Source organism: Methylobacterium sp. J-059, assembly GCF_022829485.1.
Taxonomy (GTDB): domain Bacteria; phylum Pseudomonadota; class Alphaproteobacteria; order Rhizobiales; family Beijerinckiaceae; genus Methylobacterium.
The window spans coordinates 23,034-41,213 of the sequence record NZ_JAKSYA010000035.1; the positions used below are offsets into that span (position 1 = coordinate 23,034).

Annotated in this window: 16 protein-coding genes; 5 read left to right on the top strand and 11 right to left on the bottom strand. The window is 71.9% G+C overall.

Features of this window, described 5'->3' with window-relative positions:
* Positions 1-20: 20 nt before the first annotated feature.
* Positions 21-1,577, bottom strand: coding sequence for a 2-polyprenylphenol 6-hydroxylase (ubiB, locus tag MKK55_RS03255; RefSeq protein ID WP_147841452.1), 1,557 nt, complete (start codon positions 1,575-1,577; stop codon positions 21-23).
* A 25-nt stretch (positions 1,578-1,602) separates the two neighbouring features.
* Positions 1,603-2,397: a bifunctional demethylmenaquinone methyltransferase/2-methoxy-6-polyprenyl-1,4-benzoquinol methylase UbiE gene (gene ubiE, locus MKK55_RS03260; RefSeq protein ID WP_147729355.1), complete on the bottom strand. Its 795-nt coding sequence runs from the start codon at positions 2,395-2,397 to the stop codon at positions 1,603-1,605.
* Positions 2,398-2,603: 206 nt separating this feature from the next.
* Here ubiE and mutM point away from each other — a divergent pair, with 206 nt between their 5' ends.
* The 5 genes from mutM to gmk all read left to right on the top strand — a co-directional run bounded on the left by mutM (position 2,604) and on the right by gmk (position 7,130).
* Positions 2,604-3,530: a bifunctional DNA-formamidopyrimidine glycosylase/DNA-(apurinic or apyrimidinic site) lyase gene (gene mutM, locus MKK55_RS03265; protein WP_243933267.1), complete on the top strand. Its 927-nt coding sequence runs from the start codon at positions 2,604-2,606 to the stop codon at positions 3,528-3,530.
* A 173-nt stretch (positions 3,531-3,703) separates the two neighbouring features.
* Entirely contained in the window at positions 3,704-5,086 is a 1,383-nt protein-coding gene (mltG, locus tag MKK55_RS03270) for an endolytic transglycosylase MltG (RefSeq protein WP_243933268.1), read from the top strand.
* A gap of 49 nt (positions 5,087-5,135) precedes the next feature.
* Entirely contained in the window at positions 5,136-5,486 is a 351-nt protein-coding gene (locus tag MKK55_RS03275; protein WP_243933269.1) for a VOC family protein, read from the top strand.
* 63 nt (positions 5,487-5,549) lie between these two features.
* The gene (locus MKK55_RS03280) at positions 5,550-6,413 is read left to right on the top strand and encodes a YicC/YloC family endoribonuclease (RefSeq protein WP_243933271.1); all 864 of its coding nucleotides are present in this window, start codon (positions 5,550-5,552) and stop codon (positions 6,411-6,413) included.
* A 45-nt stretch (positions 6,414-6,458) separates the two neighbouring features.
* Positions 6,459-7,130: a guanylate kinase gene (gene gmk / locus MKK55_RS03285; RefSeq protein WP_147728705.1), complete on the top strand. Its 672-nt coding sequence runs from the start codon at positions 6,459-6,461 to the stop codon at positions 7,128-7,130.
* 13 nt (positions 7,131-7,143) lie between these two features.
* Here the strand turns inward: gmk and MKK55_RS03290 are convergent, their stop codons facing one another.
* The 9 genes from MKK55_RS03290 to chlG form a co-directional block, all read right to left on the bottom strand.
* Entirely contained in the window at positions 7,144-7,731 is a 588-nt protein-coding gene (locus MKK55_RS03290; protein WP_243933273.1) for a biliverdin-producing heme oxygenase, read from the bottom strand.
* Positions 7,728-10,337 carry a histidine kinase dimerization/phosphoacceptor domain -containing protein gene (locus MKK55_RS03295; protein WP_243933276.1) on the bottom strand — a complete coding sequence of 870 codons (2,610 nt, stop codon included), beginning with the start codon at positions 10,335-10,337 and terminating at the stop codon, positions 7,728-7,730. The genes MKK55_RS03290 and MKK55_RS03295 overlap by 4 nt, the downstream gene beginning before the upstream one ends.
* A gap of 115 nt (positions 10,338-10,452) precedes the next feature.
* A complete protein-coding gene (locus tag MKK55_RS03300; protein WP_243933277.1) occupies positions 10,453-11,847 on the bottom strand; it encodes a dihydrolipoyl dehydrogenase in 1,395 nt (464 codons plus the stop codon).
* Between the two features lie 123 nt (positions 11,848-11,970).
* Positions 11,971-13,560 (bottom strand): c-type cytochrome, encoded by a 1,590-nt coding sequence (locus MKK55_RS03305; RefSeq protein ID WP_147841444.1) that lies wholly within the window; start codon positions 13,558-13,560, stop codon positions 11,971-11,973.
* A 42-nt stretch (positions 13,561-13,602) separates the two neighbouring features.
* Entirely contained in the window at positions 13,603-13,959 is a 357-nt protein-coding gene (locus MKK55_RS03310) for a hypothetical protein (protein ID WP_243933278.1), read from the bottom strand.
* On the bottom strand, positions 13,959-14,426 hold the full coding sequence (locus MKK55_RS03315) for a TspO/MBR family protein (RefSeq protein ID WP_243933296.1): 468 nt from the start codon (positions 14,424-14,426) through the stop codon (positions 13,959-13,961). The genes MKK55_RS03310 and MKK55_RS03315 overlap by 1 nt, the downstream gene beginning before the upstream one ends.
* Positions 14,427-14,437: 11 nt before the next feature.
* Positions 14,438-15,622, bottom strand: coding sequence for a geranylgeranyl diphosphate reductase (locus MKK55_RS03320; protein ID WP_243933279.1), 1,185 nt, complete (start codon positions 15,620-15,622; stop codon positions 14,438-14,440).
* Positions 15,623-15,758: 136 nt separating this feature from the next.
* Positions 15,759-17,126: a BCD family MFS transporter gene (locus tag MKK55_RS03325; RefSeq protein WP_243933280.1), complete on the bottom strand. Its 1,368-nt coding sequence runs from the start codon at positions 17,124-17,126 to the stop codon at positions 15,759-15,761.
* Positions 17,126-18,007 (bottom strand): chlorophyll synthase ChlG, encoded by an 882-nt coding sequence (gene chlG, locus MKK55_RS03330; RefSeq protein ID WP_147728498.1) that lies wholly within the window; start codon positions 18,005-18,007, stop codon positions 17,126-17,128. Before chlG ends, MKK55_RS03325 begins: the two co-directional genes overlap by 1 nt.
* Positions 18,008-18,180: the final 173 nt, after the last annotated feature.

Genomic DNA, 18,180 nt, shown 5'->3' on the forward strand with positions numbered 1-18,180 from the left:
GGCGGCTTCGCCGTCCCGGCCTATCGCAAGGCCGCCACCAGCACGCCCGCCGCGATCGCCCACAGGGCCAGCGTCTGCCACAGCGCGTTGCGGCGCTCGTTGCGGGCGATGCGCTCCAGGCGGCGTGCGTCGCCCGTGCCCGCCTCGTCGGCATGGACGATCAGGCGCCGGAGCCGCAGGGCGAGGTCCGGCACGTCGGCGACGATGTCGGTGAGGGTGCGCGCGGCGTGGGCCGCCCCTTCCAGGCGCCCGGCCGGGCCGAGGTTGCGGGTGATCCAGCTGCGGACCACCGGCTCGGCCGAGGTCCACATGTCGAGTTTGGGATCGAGGCTGCGGGCGACGCCTTCCACCACCACCATGGTCTTCTGCAGCATCACCAGTTCGGTGCGCGTGCTCATGTCGAACAGGGCGGTGATGTCGAACAGCAGCGTCAGCACCTTCGCCATCGAGATCTCGTCGGCGCGGCGCTGGTGGATCGGCTCGCCGATGGCGCGGATCGCCTGGGCGAAGTCGTCGACCGAGTGGTGCGCCGGCACGTAGCCCGCCTCGAAGTGGACCTGCGCCACACGGCGGTAGTCGCGCATGATGAAGCCGAGCAGGATCTCGGCGAGGAACCGCCGTTCCTTGCGCCCGAGCCGGCCCATGATGCCGAAATCCACCGCGACGAGCTTGCCGGCGGCGTCCACGAACAGGTTCCCCTGGTGCATGTCGGCGTGGAAGAACCCGTCGCGGATCGCCTGGCGCAGGAAGCTCTGGATCACCGTGCGCCCGATCGCGTGCGGGTCGTGGCCGGCTTCCCGAAGCGCGGCGGCGCTGTGGAGGCGGGTGCCGTCGATCCATTCGCAGGTGAGCACGTCGCGGGCGATCAGCTCCCATTCGGGCCGCGGCACGCGAAAATCGTCGTCCTCCGCGGTGTTCTGCGCGAGCTCCGAGGCGGCGGCGGCCTCGAGCCGGAAGTCCATCTCCATGGTCACGGAGCGGGCCAGGATCTCGACCACGTCGCGCGGGCGCAGGCGCTCGGCTTGCGGAGACAGCACGTGGACGATGCGCGCGAGGAGGCGCATCACCTCCACGTCGCGCTGGAAGCGCTCGCGCACGCCCGGCCGCATGATCTTCACGGCGAGCGTGCGCTGGGTGCCGTCGGCATCGTGGACCACCGCCTTGTGGACCTGCGCGATCGAGGCCGCGGCCACCGGCTCGCCGAAGGCGACGAACAGGGCGGAGATCGGCTTGCCGAAGGCGGCCTCGACCACCTTCACGGCCACCGCCTGCGGGAAGGGCGGCACCCGGTCCTGCAGCATCTCGAGGTCGCGGGCCGCGCTCATCCCGACGATGTCGGGGCGGGTGGCGAGGAACTGCCCGAACTTGACGTAGGACGGGCCGAGCCGGGTCAGGCCGGCCGAGAGCCGGGCCGCGCCGGTACCGAGGCCCGGCCGCTCCAGCAACCGGACGATCCGCAGCCCGAGCCGCAGGTGCGGCGGCAGCTCGGAGGCGTCGACGAGCGCCAGCGCGCCCTCGCGCGCCAGCACGAAGCCGACATGGGCCCCGCGGAAGAGGTTGACCGCGGCGGCGATCATCGCGCCGCCCGGCGGCTCGGGTCGGTCACGAGACCTTCCAGCCGGAATGGATCGCGACGATGCCGCCCGAGAGCGGCCGGTGCGTGACGTGGCGGAAGCCGGCCTGCTCGATCATCCCGGCGAACAGCCCGGGGGAGGGGAACTTCCGGATCGATTCCACGAGGTAGCGGTAGGATTCCGCGTCGCCCGCGACCCGCGCGCCGAGCCGCGGGATCACGTGGAAGGAGTAGGCGTCGTAGATCTTGTCGAGCACCGGCAGGTCGACCTTGGAGAATTCCAGGCACAGGAAGCGGCCGCCGGGCTTCAGTACGCGGCGGGCCTCCTGCAGGGCCAGCTCGATCCGCGGCACGTTCCGGATGCCGAAGGCGATGGTGTAGGCGTCGAAGGTCGCGTCCGGCAGGGGCAAGGTCTCGGCGTTGCCGGTGACGAAGTCGATGCGCCCGTCGAAGCGCGCCCCGGCGCGCTCGGCGCCGACCCGCAGCATCGCCTCGTTGATGTCGAGCACGGTGACCGAGGCCTGCGGGCCGCCGGCCTCGAGGACGCGGAAGGCGACGTCGCCGGTGCCGCCGGCCACGTCGAGATGGCGGAACGGCCGCGTGCGCGACGGGCGCAGCATCGCGATGAGCTGCGCCTTCCAGGCCCGGTGCAGGCCGCCGGACATCAGGTCGTTCATCAGGTCGTAGCGCTTGGCGACCGAGCGGAACACGTCGTCGACGCGCGCCTGCTTCTCGGCCAGGGCCACACGCTCGAAGCCGAAATCGGTCTCCTGCGCCCCCGTCGTGCCGTCCCGCGCGCCCGTCGTCTCGTCCGCCACCGTCATGAAGTCCTGCCCGTCTGCGCCCTCGCGCCTCATAGCGAAGCCGGACGCGATCCGCCATGCGTCGTAAGACGCGGTGGGGACGGCCGGCCGTGGGCGGCGAAGCCTCGCCCGTCGGCCGGGATTGCGGCGGCGGCGGCCCGGGCCGATACCCGGCCTCCACGATCCGCCTTCCACCATCCGATTTGCCGAGGGACGGCCACAGGACGATGCCCGAGCTTCCAGAGGTCGAGACGGTGCGGCGCGGCCTCGCGCCGGCGATGGTCGGGGCCACCTTCAGCCGCGTCACCCTGCGCCGGCCGAACCTGCGCTTCCCGTTCCCCGAGCGCTTCTGCGCGCGCCTGGAGGGCCGCCGGGTCACCGGCCTCGCGCGGCGGGCGAAGTACCTCACGGCCGGCCTCGATTCGGGCGAGACGCTGATCATGCATCTCGGCATGAGCGGCCGCTTCGACGTGGCGATGCCCGACGGCAGCAACACGTCGCCCGGCGACTTCTACCTCGACGGGGCGCTCGGCACGCCCAAGCACGACCACGTGGTGATGGCGATGGGGAACGGCGCCACCGTCACCTACAACGACGCCCGCCGCTTCGGCTTCATGGACCTCGTGCCCACCGACACGCTCGCCGCGTGCCGGCACTTCGCCGGCATGGGCATCGAGCCCCTGAGCGCGGATCTGACGGCCGAGACCATCGCGCGGCTCTTTCGCCACAAGATCACGCCGCTGAAGGCCGCGCTCCTCGACCAGCGCCTGATTGCGGGCCTGGGCAACATCTACGTCTGCGAGGCTCTGCACCGGGCCGGCCTCCACCCCGAGGCGGCCGCGGGCACGCTGGCCAAGGCCGACGGCGCGCCGACGCCGAAGGCCCGGCTGCTGGCCAGGGTGATCGGCGAGGTGCTCACCGAGGCGGTCGCCGCCGGCGGCTCGACCCTGCGCGACTACGCCCACACCGACGGCACGTCGGGCGCCTTCCAGCAGGCGTTCCGCGTCTACGACCGGGTCGGCGAGGCCTGCCGCACCAAGGGCTGCGGCGGGACCGTCGGCCGGATCGTGCAATCCGGCCGCTCGACCTTCTTCTGCGCGACCTGCCAGCCTTCTGGGACGCGGATCGCGCCGACGCCCCCGAAACTGCGCTGACCGGATCGGCTTGTCTGTCGACCAGCGGGGCTGCGTGCAGCGCGCAACGGCAATTTCGCCACAAACCGGCGTAGTTTCCGGTACCCTGCGGCGATCCTTCGTGATCGCCGCCCCGTCGCGCATGCGCGCCCGGCACCGCCCTCGTCGCCGGCGCGAGCCCGAGCAGGATCCCGATGTTCTTCCGTCGACGCCAGACGCACGTGCCGCCGCAGCCGCTCACCTTCGACGAGCCGGCCCAGCCGCAGCGCCTCTCCCCCCGCTCGCCGAACGAGGCGATCAAGCCGACCGCGGCCCCGCCGCCGCCCGAGCGGCCCGAGCGCCGCCGCGGCGGGCTCTTCGCCACCATCAGCGGGCTGCTCACCTTCGCGGTGGTGATCGCCATCGCCGTGATGCTCGGGCTGACGCTGTTCCAGCGGCAGGTGCAGGAGCCCGGCCCGCTCGCCGCCGACAAGGTGGTCGTGATCCCGTCCCGCAGCGGCACCGGCGAGATCGCCGAGATCCTGAAGCGCGAGGGCGTGATCGACCATGTCGGGCTGTTCGAGTTCGCCGCCCGCTTCGGCGGGCGCCCGCCGCTGAAGGCCGGCGAGTACACCTTCAAGGCCCATGCCAGCATCAGCGATGCGATCGACACCGTGACCACGGGCCGGCAGGTCCAGCACGCGATCACCTTCCCCGAAGGGCTCACCTCCGAGCAGATCGTGATGCGCCTCAACGAGAACGACGTGCTCACCGGCGAGGTCGGCGAGATCCCGCCCGAGGGCTCGCTGCTGCCCGACACCTACAAGTTCGAGCGCGGCGCGAGCCGCCAGCAGATCGTCAACCTGATGCGCGAGAAGCAGCGCAAGGTCCTCAACGACATCTGGCTGCGCCGCAGCGCCGACGTGCCGGTGCGGACGTCGGCCGAGATGGTGACGCTGGCCTCGATCGTCGAGAAGGAGACCGGGCGCGCCGACGAGCGGCCGCGGGTGGCCGGCGTGTTCGTCAACCGCCTGAACAAGCGGATGAAGCTGCAATCGGACCCGACCATCGTCTACGGGCTAGTCGGCGGGCGCGGCACCCTCGGGCGCGGCATCCAGCGCTCCGAGATCGACCGGGCGACGCCCTACAACACCTACGTGATCGAGGGCCTGCCGCCCGGCCCGATCGCCAATCCCGGCCGCGCCGCCCTGGAGGCGGTCGCCAATCCGTCGCGGACCAAGGACCTGTTCTTCGTCGCCGACGGCACCGGCGGGCACGCCTTCGCCGAGAGCCTCGACGGCCACCAGAAGAACGTCGCGCGCTGGCGCCAAGTCGAGAAGGCCCGCCTGGCCACGACGCCGGATGCCGCCGGCGTCGACAAGGCCGAGCCGGCCGCCGATCCCGCCGCGGTGCCGAACCGGGCCTCGGCCTTCGCCCCGCCGACGAACGCCTACGCGCTGGACGGGGCGACCGTCGGGGCGGGCGGGCCGCGGCCGAAGGCCTTCGACGCCTCGGAGGGCACCAAGCTCGATCCGCTGAAGAACAAGACCTACGACCTCGGCTCGCCCAAGACCGTGCCGGTGCTGAAGCAACCGTGATCGTCCCCGGCGCTGCGGCGCCGCTCGCACGCGCCATCAGGACGAGCCGATGCACCTGAACCACGTCAACCTCGGCGTCACCGAGGTCCCGGCCACGGTCGCGATGTTGGAGACCTATTTCGGGCTGCGCCGCACCGCGATGCCGGTCAACGACAAGATGGCCTTCCTCGCCGACGACGGCGGCGGCATCCTCAGCCTGTTCCGCGTGAAGGATGCGACCTACCCCAAGATCTTCCACATCGGCTTCATCCAGGAGCGGGTGGAGCAGGTCCACGCGATCCACGCACGGCTGACCGAAGGCGGCTTCGCCCCGGAGACCCCGCGCGAGGAGCACGGGCGGGTGACGTTCTATTTCCAGGCGCCGGGCGGGTTCACGGTAGAGGTCAACGCCTTCGTGTAGGCGTCCCGCACGACGAAACCTCGGCGCCGCAACGCAGGGCATCGCAAGACCATGATCGCGAGCATGACCGGGTTCGCCCGGGCCGCCGGCACCACCGGGCCGGTGCAGTGGGCCTGGGAGGTCCGCAGCGTCAACGGCCGCGGGCTCGACGTGCGGCTCCGGGTGCCGAACGGATACGATTCCGTCGGCGAGGTCGCGCGCACCGCCCTGCAGAAGACGCTCGCCCGCGGCCAGTGCCAGCTCTCGCTCAACCTGACGAAGCCGGAGAGCAAGGCGCGGGTGCGGATCGACGAGGCGCTGCTGGCGCGGCTCGCCGAGGCCGTCGCCCGCGTGCCGGTTCCGGAGGGGATCGCGCCCGCGACGATGGACGGGCTGCTGTCGATCCGCGGCGTCGTCGAGGCCGAGGACGAGGCCGCCACCGAGCCGGACGCGCTGGCGCGCGACCTCGCGGAGGGCGTCGTGCAGCTGGTAGCCGACCTCGTCGAGGCCCGCCGCGCCGAGGGCCGGGCGCTCGCGGAGATCGTCGCGGCGCAGGTCGCGCGGATGGGCGTGCTGACGCAGGCCGCGGAGGATTGCCCGGCGCGCAAGCCCGAGGCGATCCGCGCCCGTCTCGCGGCCTCCGTCGCGGGCCTGCTGGACGCCGGCGGCCTCGATCCCGAGCGCCTGCATCAGGAGGCGGTGATGATGGCGGCCAAGGCCGATGTCCGCGAGGAGCTCGACCGCCTGCGCGCCCACCTCGAAGCGGTGTCCGAGCTCCTGGCGGCGGGCGGCGCGATCGGGCGGCGCCTCGATTTCCTGGCCCAGGAGCTCGGGCGCGAGGCCAACACCCTGTGCGCCAAGGCCAACGACGTGGCGCTGTCGCGAATCGGACTCGACTTGAAGGCCGTGGTGGAGCAATTCCGCGAGCAGGTTCAGAACGTCGAGTAGCGGGACTGAGGCGATGGGCGCGCGAGACACGGCCGGGGCACGCGGATGACGGACGCCCCCTCCCCATCGGTCTCGGACTCGATCGCCCGCCGCGGGCTGATCCTGATCCTGTCCTCGCCGTCGGGCGCCGGCAAGACCACCTTGACGCGCGCCATTGCCGATGACGGCGGCTGGGGTCTCGACCTGTCGATCTCGGTGACGACCCGCGCCCGGCGCCCGTCCGAGATCGCCGGGCGCCACTACCATTTCATCGCGCGCGAGGCCTTCGATGACCTGCGCAGCCGCGACGACCTGCTCGAATGGGCCGAGGTCCACGGAAACTTCTACGGCACGCCGCGCCGCCCGGTGGAGAAGGTGCTCAGCGCCGGCCGGGACATGATCTTCGACATCGACTACCAGGGCACCCGCCAGGTCCGCTCCAAGCTCGCCGACGACGTGGTGACGGTGTTCATCCTGCCGCCGAGCCTGGAGGAGCTGCGCCACCGCCTGGAGCGCCGGGCCGAGGACAGCCCGGAGACCATCGAGAAGCGGCTCGCCAACGCCCGCGTCGAGATCCAGCGCTGGAGCGAGTACGACTACGTCATCGTCAACGACGACCTGCAGAACGCCTTCGACGCCCTGCGCGGCATCCTGGCCGCCGAGCGCCTCAAGCGCACGCGGCGGATCGGCCTCGAAGCCTTCGTCGACGGGCTGCTCGGGCGGGATCGCGAGGGCTGAGGCGGCCTGCGCCTCAGCCGGCCCCGCACGCGGCGGACGAATCCGGCGCGCACAGCCAGATCCGAAGCGCGTCGAACGTCGCGGTGCCGGTCGCCAGGGCAGCCGCCTCCGCCTCCGGATCGCCCGACAGGCGATCGAGCCGGGCGCGGAAGGCGTTCCACATCACGCCGGTCTGCCGGCCATGGGCGCGATAATAGGCGAGGCCCGCCTGCGTCAGCCCGTGCACCGCGCCGATGTGCCGGCCGATGACCTGGCCGCCGAGCGTGGAGCCTTCGAGCACGTAGAGCGCCCCCATCGCCGCGGCTTCGTCCGCGAACGTCACGGCCGAGGGCAGGGGCAGGGTGGCGATCTCGGCGTCCGGCATCCCGAGATGGGCGAGGTCCGCCGCCAGCGCGGCGAAGCGCCGGCGCGGGCCCCAGAACGCCTCGTCGGCGAGCGCAAGCCCGATCGCCGGCTCGTAGGCCGCATGGAATCCATGGAAGCGGGCGAGCAGGGCGCGATACCCGGGCAGCGTCGCGACGCGCGCCCGCCAGTCGAGCGCGTCCTCGAGACCCTGATGCGACGAGGCGGTGGCGGCGCGCAGCCGCTGGTGCAGGCTCACGCCGTGATCGTGAAGCAGGCGCCGGGCGCGTTGTCGACGTCGAGGCGGGCGTTGATCTGGTCGAGCATCGCCCGGATCAGCTTCATCCCGAGCCCGACGCCGGTGCCGTTGGCGCGGGGCTTGGTCTCCGACCAGCCCTCGGGCAGGCCCTCGCCGTCGTCGCAGACGCGCAGCCGCACGCTGCCGGGGCCGTGGCCCGAAACGGTGACCGCCACGCGGCCGACGCCCTCGGGCTTGGCGGCGTACTTGAAGGCGTTGGTGACGAGCTCGGTGGCGATCAGCGAGAGCGCCACCGCCTTGCGGTAGGGCACCATCAGGCCGGGCTCGGCGGTGAGGTCGACGGCATGGCCGCCGCCCGCCATGCCGGCGAGGTCGGTGCAAAGCGCCTCGATGGTCTGGCCGAGGTCGACCTCCTCGACGTTCTCCGCCTGATACAGGCTGTCGTGGACGCGGGCGACGCTCATCACCCGGGCGGAGGTGTCGGCGAAGGCCTGGCGGGCGGCCGGATCGGAGACCTGACGCCGCTGCATCTGCAGGAAGGCCGAGACGATCTGCAACGAGTTCTTCACCCGATGGTCGATCTCACGGGTCAGGAGATCCTTCTGGGCGAGCAGGCGCTCCTTCTCGGCGAGGAGGCCAGTGAGCTCGTCGATCTTGCGGCGCTGGCGCAGGACGACGCCCTCGACCGCGTGGGCGAGGGAGCCGGCCAGCGACACCTGCCAGTCGGCCCAGGGGCTGGCGAAGCCCGTGCGCTCCTCGACCCAGCGCTCGAACGAGCGCCGCGGCAGCACCGCGACGGGCCCGTTGCCGGCGAGCACCGGTTTCCGCGGATCGCCGCTCCACGTCACCGTGCTCGACACCTCCGGGCGGAACCAGAGCAGCAGGTTCTCGCGGGATTCGTCGACGAACGCGGCGAGCACGCCGCTCGCGATCTCGCGGTGCGGGGCGGCGGCGGGACACTGCGCGGAGAAGTTGGCGTTGGCATAGGTGGTCTCGCCCGGCGCCAGGATCTCCTTCAGCCAGTCGCCGATCGCGCGGACGGCCTCGTCCGGGGGCGTCGTGCCGATCAGGGTCGCGCGCGCGCCGGAGACGATCGCCGCACCGGTCGACCCGAACAGGTCGAGGAGGGTGGTCGAGCCGCCGGTCAGCGCCGCGACGAAGTCGTCCGACCGGGTCAGGCCGCGGACCAGGCGCCCTTCGGTGTCGAGATGGGCCTTGCGCTCGGTCCAGAGCCGGCGCGCCTCGATCTCCTGCACGCGCATGGCGAAGGCGTCGGTGAGCACGGTCGCGGCGGCGCGGGTCTCGGGCGCGACGTAGTGCGGGTGGCGGTGATGGCCGATCATCAGGCCCCACAGCCGCCCCTCGACCATGATCGAGATCGACATCGAGCCGTTCACGCCGAGGTTGCGCTGGTACTCCAGGTGGATCGGCGAGAGCGTGCGGTGCTGCGCGAAGGTGAGGTCGATCGGGCCGTTGCCGGCCGCCGGCGCCGCGACCAGGGGCACGGGCACCGAATCGCGATCGATCACGAAGCGGCTCTTGGCCTTGGTGTAGAGCGCGCGCGCCTGGGCCGGGATATCGGAGGCCGGGAACCGCAGCCCGAGCAGGGCGCGCGACCAATCCGGCACCTTGTCCTCGGCGATCGCCTCGCCGTTCCAGTCCGCGTCGAAGCGGTAGACCAGCACGCACTCGAAGCTGGTGAGCGCCCGGACCTCGAGCGCGGCGATGCGGGCGGCCCCGCTCAGCGTCTCGGCGGCCCGGAGGCGGGTGACGGCGAGTTCCGAATCGGTCTGGGTCGCGACCCGGAAGTCCTCGGGATGCTCGGGCTCGAGCTCCAGCTCGACGATGACCCGGCCGGAATGGGCGTGGACGATGGCGTAGTAGCTGGCATGGTCGTCGCCCGCGAGCTTGAGCGTGCGGCGGATCGAGCGCCCGTCGTCGAGGGTGGCGCTGGCGAGGCGCTGGCGGATCGTCTCGACGAAGGCGGTCGGCAGGACCTCGGCCAGGGGCAGGCCGGCGATCCGCTCCGGCGCGCGGCTGAGCACGTCGCGGACGTTGGTGCTGTGGGCCAGGATCTCGAGCGTGCCGGCATCGGCCGCCAGCATCACCGCGTTCGGCTGGATCGAGCCCGGGATGTGGATCGGCTCGCGCTCGCAGAGCTGGGGATCGACCGGCTCGGCCCGGACGCGGCGGCCGATGGCGGCCATCACCGCCTCGCGCGACTGGCCCGCGCCGAGGGTCTCCACCGGGGTGATCGTGAGCCAGGTGACACCTTTGCCGCTCCGCATCCGCACGCGGGCGCGCAGGGGCTGCGGCATGCGCCCGAACACGAAGTCGAAGCTTTCGTCGAGGTGCCCGCGGCGGGTGCCCGCGAGGAAGCGGCCGAAGAACCCGGGGACGTTGGTGCTCGGCACCACCTCGCGGAAGTAGTTGCGGCCGATCACGGCGGCGCTGGCGAGGCCCGAGAGCGCGCTCGCCCCCTCGCTGAACGACACGATCGTCCCGGCGGCGTCGAGCCCGATCACCCCGATATCGAGGCCATCGCGCTCTTCCGCCGTCAGGGCGTCGAGGTCGATCGCATTGCCCGCGGCAACGATCGTGGACATCAGGAATGGGACCGCGTCATCTGCGGCCCGGTATGACCCGTGGGACGGGCGGGCGCAATGGTATCCGCGATGCGGCAAGATGAAGGATCGGTCACGACCGTCCGGCGTCCGGCGGTCATCCCTTCAGCGGTTGTATAAGATCGGACAATGCGCTCGCAAGTCCCTCTTCGACGGTGGGATGGTAGATCGGCCGCGCCAGAAGGTCGTCGACGGTCCGTCCGTCGCCGATCGCGTGCGCGACGAGATGGGCGAGGTGCTCGCAGGACGGCCCGAGCATCTCGCCGCCGAGCAGGCGCCCGTCCCGATCCGCCCAGAGCCGGATGCCGCCCCGGTTGACGCCCTCGACCCGCGCCCGGCCCTGGTCGTCGAACGACATCCCGCCGACCACGCGCCCGTCGCCCGCCTCGGGATCGAACGGCGCACCGATGCTCGCCGCCTGCGGGTGGGTGAACACCATGGCGAGCGCCGGCCAGGGCTCCGGCGCCGCGAGGGCTCGGCCCGCGGCGAGGGCCGCCGCGTTCCGCCCCGCGATCCCGCCCTGGCGGCTCGCCTCGTGCAGGACCGGTCGCACCGCGTTGGCGTCGCCCGCGATCAGCACGGGCGCCCCCGCACAGAGCAGGGTCCGGGTGTCGAAGGCCGGCATGCCCTTCTCGTCGAGACGAAGCCCGGCCTGCGCGAGGTCGAGGCCTCGGACGTTGGGCGGGCGGCCGGCGGCTGCGAGCACCCGGGCGAAGGTGCCGGTGCGACGGGTGCCGTCGGCCTCCGCCCAGGTCAGCTGCGCCCCGCCGTCGACGGGCTCGGCCGAGACGAGTTCGGACCCGAGATGCAAGGCCATCTCGTCGGAGAAGATCGCGGCCGCGTCCTTCCGAAGGCCGGGCTCGCTCAGGCCGGCCAGGCCCGACCCGGTGTCGAAGAGGTCGACGCGCACGCCGAGGCGCGCCATCGCCTGGGCGATCTCGATGCCGACGGGCCCTCCGCCGATCACCGCCAGCGACGCCGGAAGGTCGGGAAGCTCGAACACGGTGTCGGTGGTCAGGACGGCGTCGCCCAGCGGCGCGAGCGGCTTCGGGATGCTCGGGCTCGATCCCGTGGCGATCACCGCCGCCCGAAACGCCACGCGGCGGTCGTCGCCGAGCGCGAGCGTCCGGGCGTCGAGGAACCGCGCCTCGCCGGCGAGCCGCTTGGCCGACGGGATCGCGTCGAGCCCGTCGCGCACCCCGGCGACGAAGCGGTCGCGCTCGGCCCGCACACGCGCCATCACCGCGGGGCCGTCGACCGATACGCCCGACACCGCGACGCCGAACAGGCTGGCGCGGCGCGCGTCGTGAGCCGCCGCCGCGGCCGCGACGAGCAGCTTCGAAGGCATGCAGCCGACGCGTGCGCAGGTGGTGCCGCCGGGGCCGCGCTCGATCAGCACGGCGTCGGCGCCCGCCGCCTCGGCGGCACGGAACGCGGCGATCCCCGCCGTGCCGGCCCCGATGACGGCCACGTCACAGGTCTGATGCGTCATGGTTTTGAAAAGACCGGGATTGCGGAATCGTGCGACACCGCGACATCCCCTCGTCGGCGCGGCCGGCCAACGCGCCAATCGCGCGCTGGTTCGTCAGGCCGCCCGCGACCGGTTGCCCGTGGCTCAGTTCGGCTTCGGCATCGCCGGGGCCGGCATCGTGCTGGCCTGCCGCTCGGGGTGCTTGAGCTGGCTGTAGACGAGGTTGCTGAAGCTGCCGATCGTCGCGTGCCAGGGCAGCTTCACGTCGTCGGTCTCCGGCTTAGCGGCCTTGCAGAATGCCGTGGTCAGGCCGTTGACGATGTCGTCGTCCCGTCCCGCGGGCAGCGCCGACTTGATCTTCGGCAGGAGCGCATCGATGCGCGGAATGAAGTCCTCCTGCTTGAGGCCCTTCAGCTGTTCCGCGGCACCGGCGTCGGCCACGGCCTTGGCCACGTCCGGCTGCTCGATCTCGGCGCAGGGCGCATTGCCGGCGAGCATGGTGCTCGTCGCCTTGCGCGCGTCGGCGGCGACGCCGGACTTCAGGACGGGAGCGCTGTTGCCCCAGGAGTTGCGGATGTAGTCGGTGACGTCGGCGACCTGCTGGTCGGTCATGCCCTGGCCGATCGCGGTCATCGGCGCGTAGCCGCTCTGCGCGCCGAGCCCGCCGTAGATCACGCGCAGCACCGTCTCCGGGCCGGCCGACTGGACCGAGGTGTTGCCGGCGAGCGCCGGGATCGCACCCTCGACGCCCTTGCCGTCGGGCTGGTGGCAGGACGAGCAGTAGCTGAGGTAGACGCCCGCGCCCGGCGCCCCGGTGGTGTCGTAGGCCTGCAGGTCCTTGGACTTGTAGGTCTGCTTGGCCTGGTAGGTCCGGAGATACGCGACCATGGCCTTGAGGTCGGCGTCCGTCATCTTCGAGAGCGATTCCTCGATGGTCTGGCGCATCGGCCCGGCGGCGACGCCGGGCTTGTCGCCCGGGGCGGTGCCGGTCTTGAGGTAGGTCACCACCTGCTCCTCGGTCCAGGCGCCGATGCCCTGGTGGCCGTCGGGGGTGATGTTCGGGGCGTACCAGCCGTCGATCACGCCACCGCCGAGCTTGCCCGCGAGGCTGCTGTTGCCGACGATCTTATTCTCGTTGTGGCACATGCCGCAGTGGCCGAGCCCCTCGACGAGGTAGCCGCCGCGGTTGACCTCGGCGGTGGCGTTCGGATCGGGCTTCCACTCGCCCGGCGTGAAGAAGGCGGTGCGCCAGGTGATCAGGGCGGTGCGGATGTTGAACGGGAACGGGATCTCGCTGTCCTTGCGCGGCTCCTTCACCGGCTCGAGCGAGCGCAGGTAGGCCCAGATCGCCTTGACGTCGTCGGTCGTCACCTTGGTGTACCAGGCGAAGGGGAAGGCCGGGTAGAGGTAGTGCCCCTCGTTGTCGATGCCCTCGTGCATCGCCTTGACGAAGTCCGCTTCCGTCCACTTGCCGAGGCCGGTCTCGTCGTCGGGCGTCAGGTTGGGGGTGCGGATCTTTCCGATCGGCGTGTTGAGGACGTAGTTGCCGGCCAGCCGCTTGCCGCTCGGGCCGGTATGGCAGGCGACGCAATCGCCGGCGGTGACGAGATACTCGCCGCGCTTCACCAGATCCTGGCTCGCGCCCCCGGCAGCCTCCTGCGCGAAGGCCGCGATCGGCAGGCTGGAACCCAGCAGAAAACCGGAGGTCGCGGCCAGAGCGAGGAAGCCACGCATGATGCCTAATCTCCGGTTGTGGCAGGTAAGAAGCATAATAATTCAGCTTCGCGGCCGCGCGTTGAACGCGGCCGCCGCGTCGGAAGTTCCTGGCACCCCAGGCAGGGAGGTGCGACGAAGCGTCAGGCCGGCCGGGTTGCGCAGGCGCGGCACGAGGTCCCCGAGATGGGCGCCGAGCGAGACCAGCATCCAGCCGGCGACGACCGGCCAGGGCGACTGGACCAGGGCCGCACGCACGGCCAGCATCAGCGCCGCCCCGGAGACGAGGTTGCACAGGAGCGGCACCGGCGCCGGCCCGCGCCCCGTCCGCCACCGGAACGCGAGCAGCATCGCGGCCTCGGCGGCGACGAGCACGAGGATCGCGTCGACGATCCGGCCGGTCGCGAACCACTCCGCCATCACGCGGCTCCGAACGGGCCGTTGAGCCGCACGATGGCGCGGTTGAGGAACCCGGCGATTGTCACCCAGAGGAGGTAGGGCGCCAGCAGCACCGCCGCGACGCCCGAGACCGGCAGCGTGACGGCGATCAGCGCCGCCACCGAGAGCCAGAGCAGGACGAGCTCGAAGAACGCCCAGTCCGGCCGCTCGGCGCGGAAGAACAGCGCGCTCCAGGCGATGTTGAGCGTGGCATTCACGGCGTAGGCCGCGAGCAGCACGACGCGCTGCGGCTCGTCGGCCTCGCTCCAGGCGATCACGGCGGAGACGACGCAGAGCGCGAAGATCGTCGCCCAGACCGGGCCGAACGCCCAGTCCGGCGGCTTCCAGGCCGGGTTGCGCAGGGCGCGGTACCACGGGCCGGTGGTGGTCAGCACGCCGCCGGCCAGGGCCACCACGAGCGCGGACAGGGTGGCGATCGCCGCCGGCATCCAGACCTCGCTCAAGGCGAGACCCAGCGGAACAGGTGCGCCATGTCCTTGAAGAAGATCTTCACGTGCGCCATCGGCTTCTTCCGCACCAGCTCCTTGTTCATGTAGCTTTCCCAGGTGAGCTGCTGCACGTCCTTGTCGCGGCAGATCGAGACGAAGCGCTCGCGCAGGGCGTCGTTGCGGTACCAGACCGCCTGCATGATCCGCAGGATCAGGAACACCCGCCCGTGCAGCTTCATGAAGCGACGGCGGGCCTGGGCGAGGGCACGGGCATCGCCCGTCCTGAGGAACGCGTCGGCCGCGTCGGCGGCGAGCCGGCCGCCGAGCATCGCGTAGTAGATGCCCTCGCCGGATGCGGGCGCGACGATGCCGGCGGCATCCCCCGTGAGCAGGACGTCGCGGCCGTTGTCCCACTTGCTCAGCGGCTTGAGCGGCAGCGGCGCACCCTCGCGGCGGACCGTCTCGCCCGCCGCCAGCCCCGTCGACTCGCGCAGGTTGCGGATCGCGGTGCGGAGCGAGAAGCCCTTCCGCGCCGAGCCGGTGCCGATGCTGATCGTCTCGCCGTGCGGGAAGATCCAGGCGTAGAAATCGGGCGAGTGCTTGCCCTGGTAGAACACGTCGCAGCGCGTGGCCGCGTAGGCTCCGCTGCCGTCGGCCGGCGGCCGGACGATCTCGTGGTAGGCGAAGACCTGGCGCATCCCGGCATGGCCCGGGATCTCGGCCCGGCCGACCGGGGACGAGGCCCCGTCGGCACCGATCACCAGCTTGGTCCGCACCGTGCGCGCCGCGTCGCCGACGCGGTAATGCACCGTGGTGCCGGCGCCGTCGCGGACGATGCGCTCGTAGGTGCCGGGGCGGTGGTCGGCGCCGGCGAGCGAGGCCCGGTCGCGCAACCACGGATCGAAATGCTCGCGTTCGACCATGCCGACGAAGCCGTCGCCGACCGGCATGTCGACGGCCGTGTCGGAGGGCGCGATCATCCGCGCGAGCTTGATGCGGGCGACGATCTGCGCGTCGGGGATGGCGAAATCGCGGATCGCCCGCGGGGGGATCGCGCCGCCGCAGGGCTTGATCCGCCCCGGCTTGTCGAGGAGCAGCACGCTACGGCCCATCCGCGCCAGGTCGGTCGCCGCCGTCGCGCCGGCGGGACCGCCACCGACCACGACGCAATCGAAGAATTCGGGGGCTTCGGACATGCTGTGCTCCCTGGCGTTGGTTTCGGCGGGCGGCGCTTGGAGCGTCTTCCCAAATCGCCGGATCAAAAAAACGCTCTCTCGTCGTCGGGTCGGATGTCCTTCACGCGAGCCGGCATCCACCTCGCCTGAAAACGCCCTAGAACCGCGGCTCGAACCGGAGATCGAGCGCCGCCCGGCGTTGCACGCGCGGCACGCGGGTGGCGCCCGCATGCTCGATCCGCAGCGCGATCAGGGTGGCGAGCACGAACAGCAGCGCCTCCGCCAGGAAGACGGCGGCGTAGGCGTGGACGGCTTCCGGGGTGACGAGGCGGGCGAGGTCGACCGCGACGGTGCCGAGGAAGCCGCCGGCGCCGAAGGCCACGCCCTGCGCCGCGCCCCACACGCCCATGCGCGTGCCGCGCTCGGCCTCGCCGCCGGCGCCCGCGAGCCCCATCATCGAGCCGATCGCGGCGACCGCGAAGACGCCGTTGAACAGGCCGAGGCCGAAGACCACGGCGCGCAAGGGAAACTCCGGCCCGACGAGGCCGCCGGCCGCGATCCCGACGAGCATCGCGCCGGAGCCGGCGCAGCCCAAGGCCGTCCAGAGCTTGAGCGAGCCGAGCCAGGGTCCGCCGACGCCCATGGTGAGACCCGCGACCAGCAGCATCCCGGCGAGCACGCCGCCGTGCTGGAGGCCGGCGAGCTTGGTGGTGGTGCCCGGCGTCATCGCGAAGACGAGGCCGGCGAACGGCTCGAGGATCAGCTCCTGGGCGCTGTAGGCCAGCATCGCCACGAAGATGAACACGGTGAAGCGGCGCGAGGCCGGCTCGGACCAGACCTTGGCGAGCACCGCCCGGAACGGCGCCTTCGCAGAGCCGGCTGTCTCCGATCGCACCGGCGCGACGGTTGGCTCGACCCCGCGCACGGCCAGGCACGCGAGGGCGAACGCCGCGAGCGAGACGGTGCCGGAGACCGCGACCAGGCGCGCGCCGGAGAACGGATCGAGGAAGTGCCCGGCCAGCGGCGCCGTGACCGCGAAGCCGGCGATCATCATCACCCAGACGATGGTGGCGGCGGCACCCCGGCGCCGATCCTCGACGCCGGTGGCGAGCAGGACGAGGAGCGAGGTTCCCGCCGCGCCCGCGCCGATGCCGACGGAGAAGAAGGCGAGGATCGCGAGCGAAAGGCCGGCGGGGAGGTTCGTCTCGGCGAGCGCCGTCGCCGCCGCGGCGAGGAAGCCGCCGAGCGCCAGGGCGGCCATGCCGCCGACGATCCACGGCGTGCGGCGGCCGCCGACATCCGAGCCGTAGCCCCAGCGCGGGCGCAGCACCTGCACCGCGTAGTGCAAGGCGACCAGCGCGCCCGGGACGATGGCGGGCAGCGCCAGCTCCACCACCATCACCCGGTTGATGGTCGAGGTCATCAGCACGACGACGGAGCCCAGCGCGGTCTGGACGAGGCCGAGACGGACGATCTGCGCCCAAGAGAACGAAGATGTGAATGACGATGAGGCGGGCGCGGCCATCACGGGGCTCCCACGAGCGGGCGGAGCGCGAAGGCGGAAACCAGCATGCCGAGCACGTAGAGGGTGGTGCCGGTGCCGTTGTACCAGGCGGCCTTCGCCCGCGGCGCGGCGAGCAGCCGGCGCATCAGCGCGATCTGCCCGACGAGCAGCAGCGCGACGATCGCGGCGTGCCACCCCCGGCTCCAGCCGTAGAGGAACGCGATCACGGCCACCTGCGGCACGGTCATCACGAGGCAGGCGAAGCGGGCGGCCCCGGGGATGCCGAGCTGGACCGGCAGCGAGCGGATGCCGGTGAGGGTGTCGCCCTCCACCGACTTGAAGTCGTTCAAGGTCATGATCCCGTGGGCACCGATCGAGTACAGCGCCGCGACGATCAGGACGCGGCGGTCGGGCACGGTGGCGGCCATCACGGCGGCGCCGGTGAACCACGGCAGCCCCTCGTAGCAGATCGCCACGGCGGAATTGCCCCACCAGCCGTTGCTCTTCAGGCGCATCGGCGGCGCGCTGTAGAGCCACGCCAGGACGAGGCCGAAGATCGCCGCGCCGAGGATCCAGGGCCCGAGCGCGGCAGCGACGAGGAGCGAAAGCCCGGTCCAGGCCCCGGCGACGTAGAGCCCCCAGCGGCCGGGCATGCGGCCGGACGGGATCGGGCGGTTCGGCTCGTTGATCGCGTCGACGTGGCGATCGTACCAGTCGTTGACCGCCTGGCTGGTGGCGCAGACCAGCGGCCCGGCGAGCACGACGCCGGCCATGATCACCGGCCATTGCCCGTGGGTGGATTGCCCAGACGAGACCACGCCGCAGGCGAAGGCCCACATCGGCGCGAACCACGTGATCGGCTTGAGCAGTTCGACGAGTGCGCTGGGAGCCGGTGTCGCCATGGTGCGAGGCTAGGATCTCGCCCTACGAAGTGTCAAGTAGAGATGACACGACAGATGATCGAAAACTTGGACACACCAAGGTAGGAGTAGTGCCAAGCTGAAACCAAGCGGGCGAGGTCGAATGCCGACGGACGGTCCATTCACGATCGTTCCGGCGGCGGACGTCGCGATTC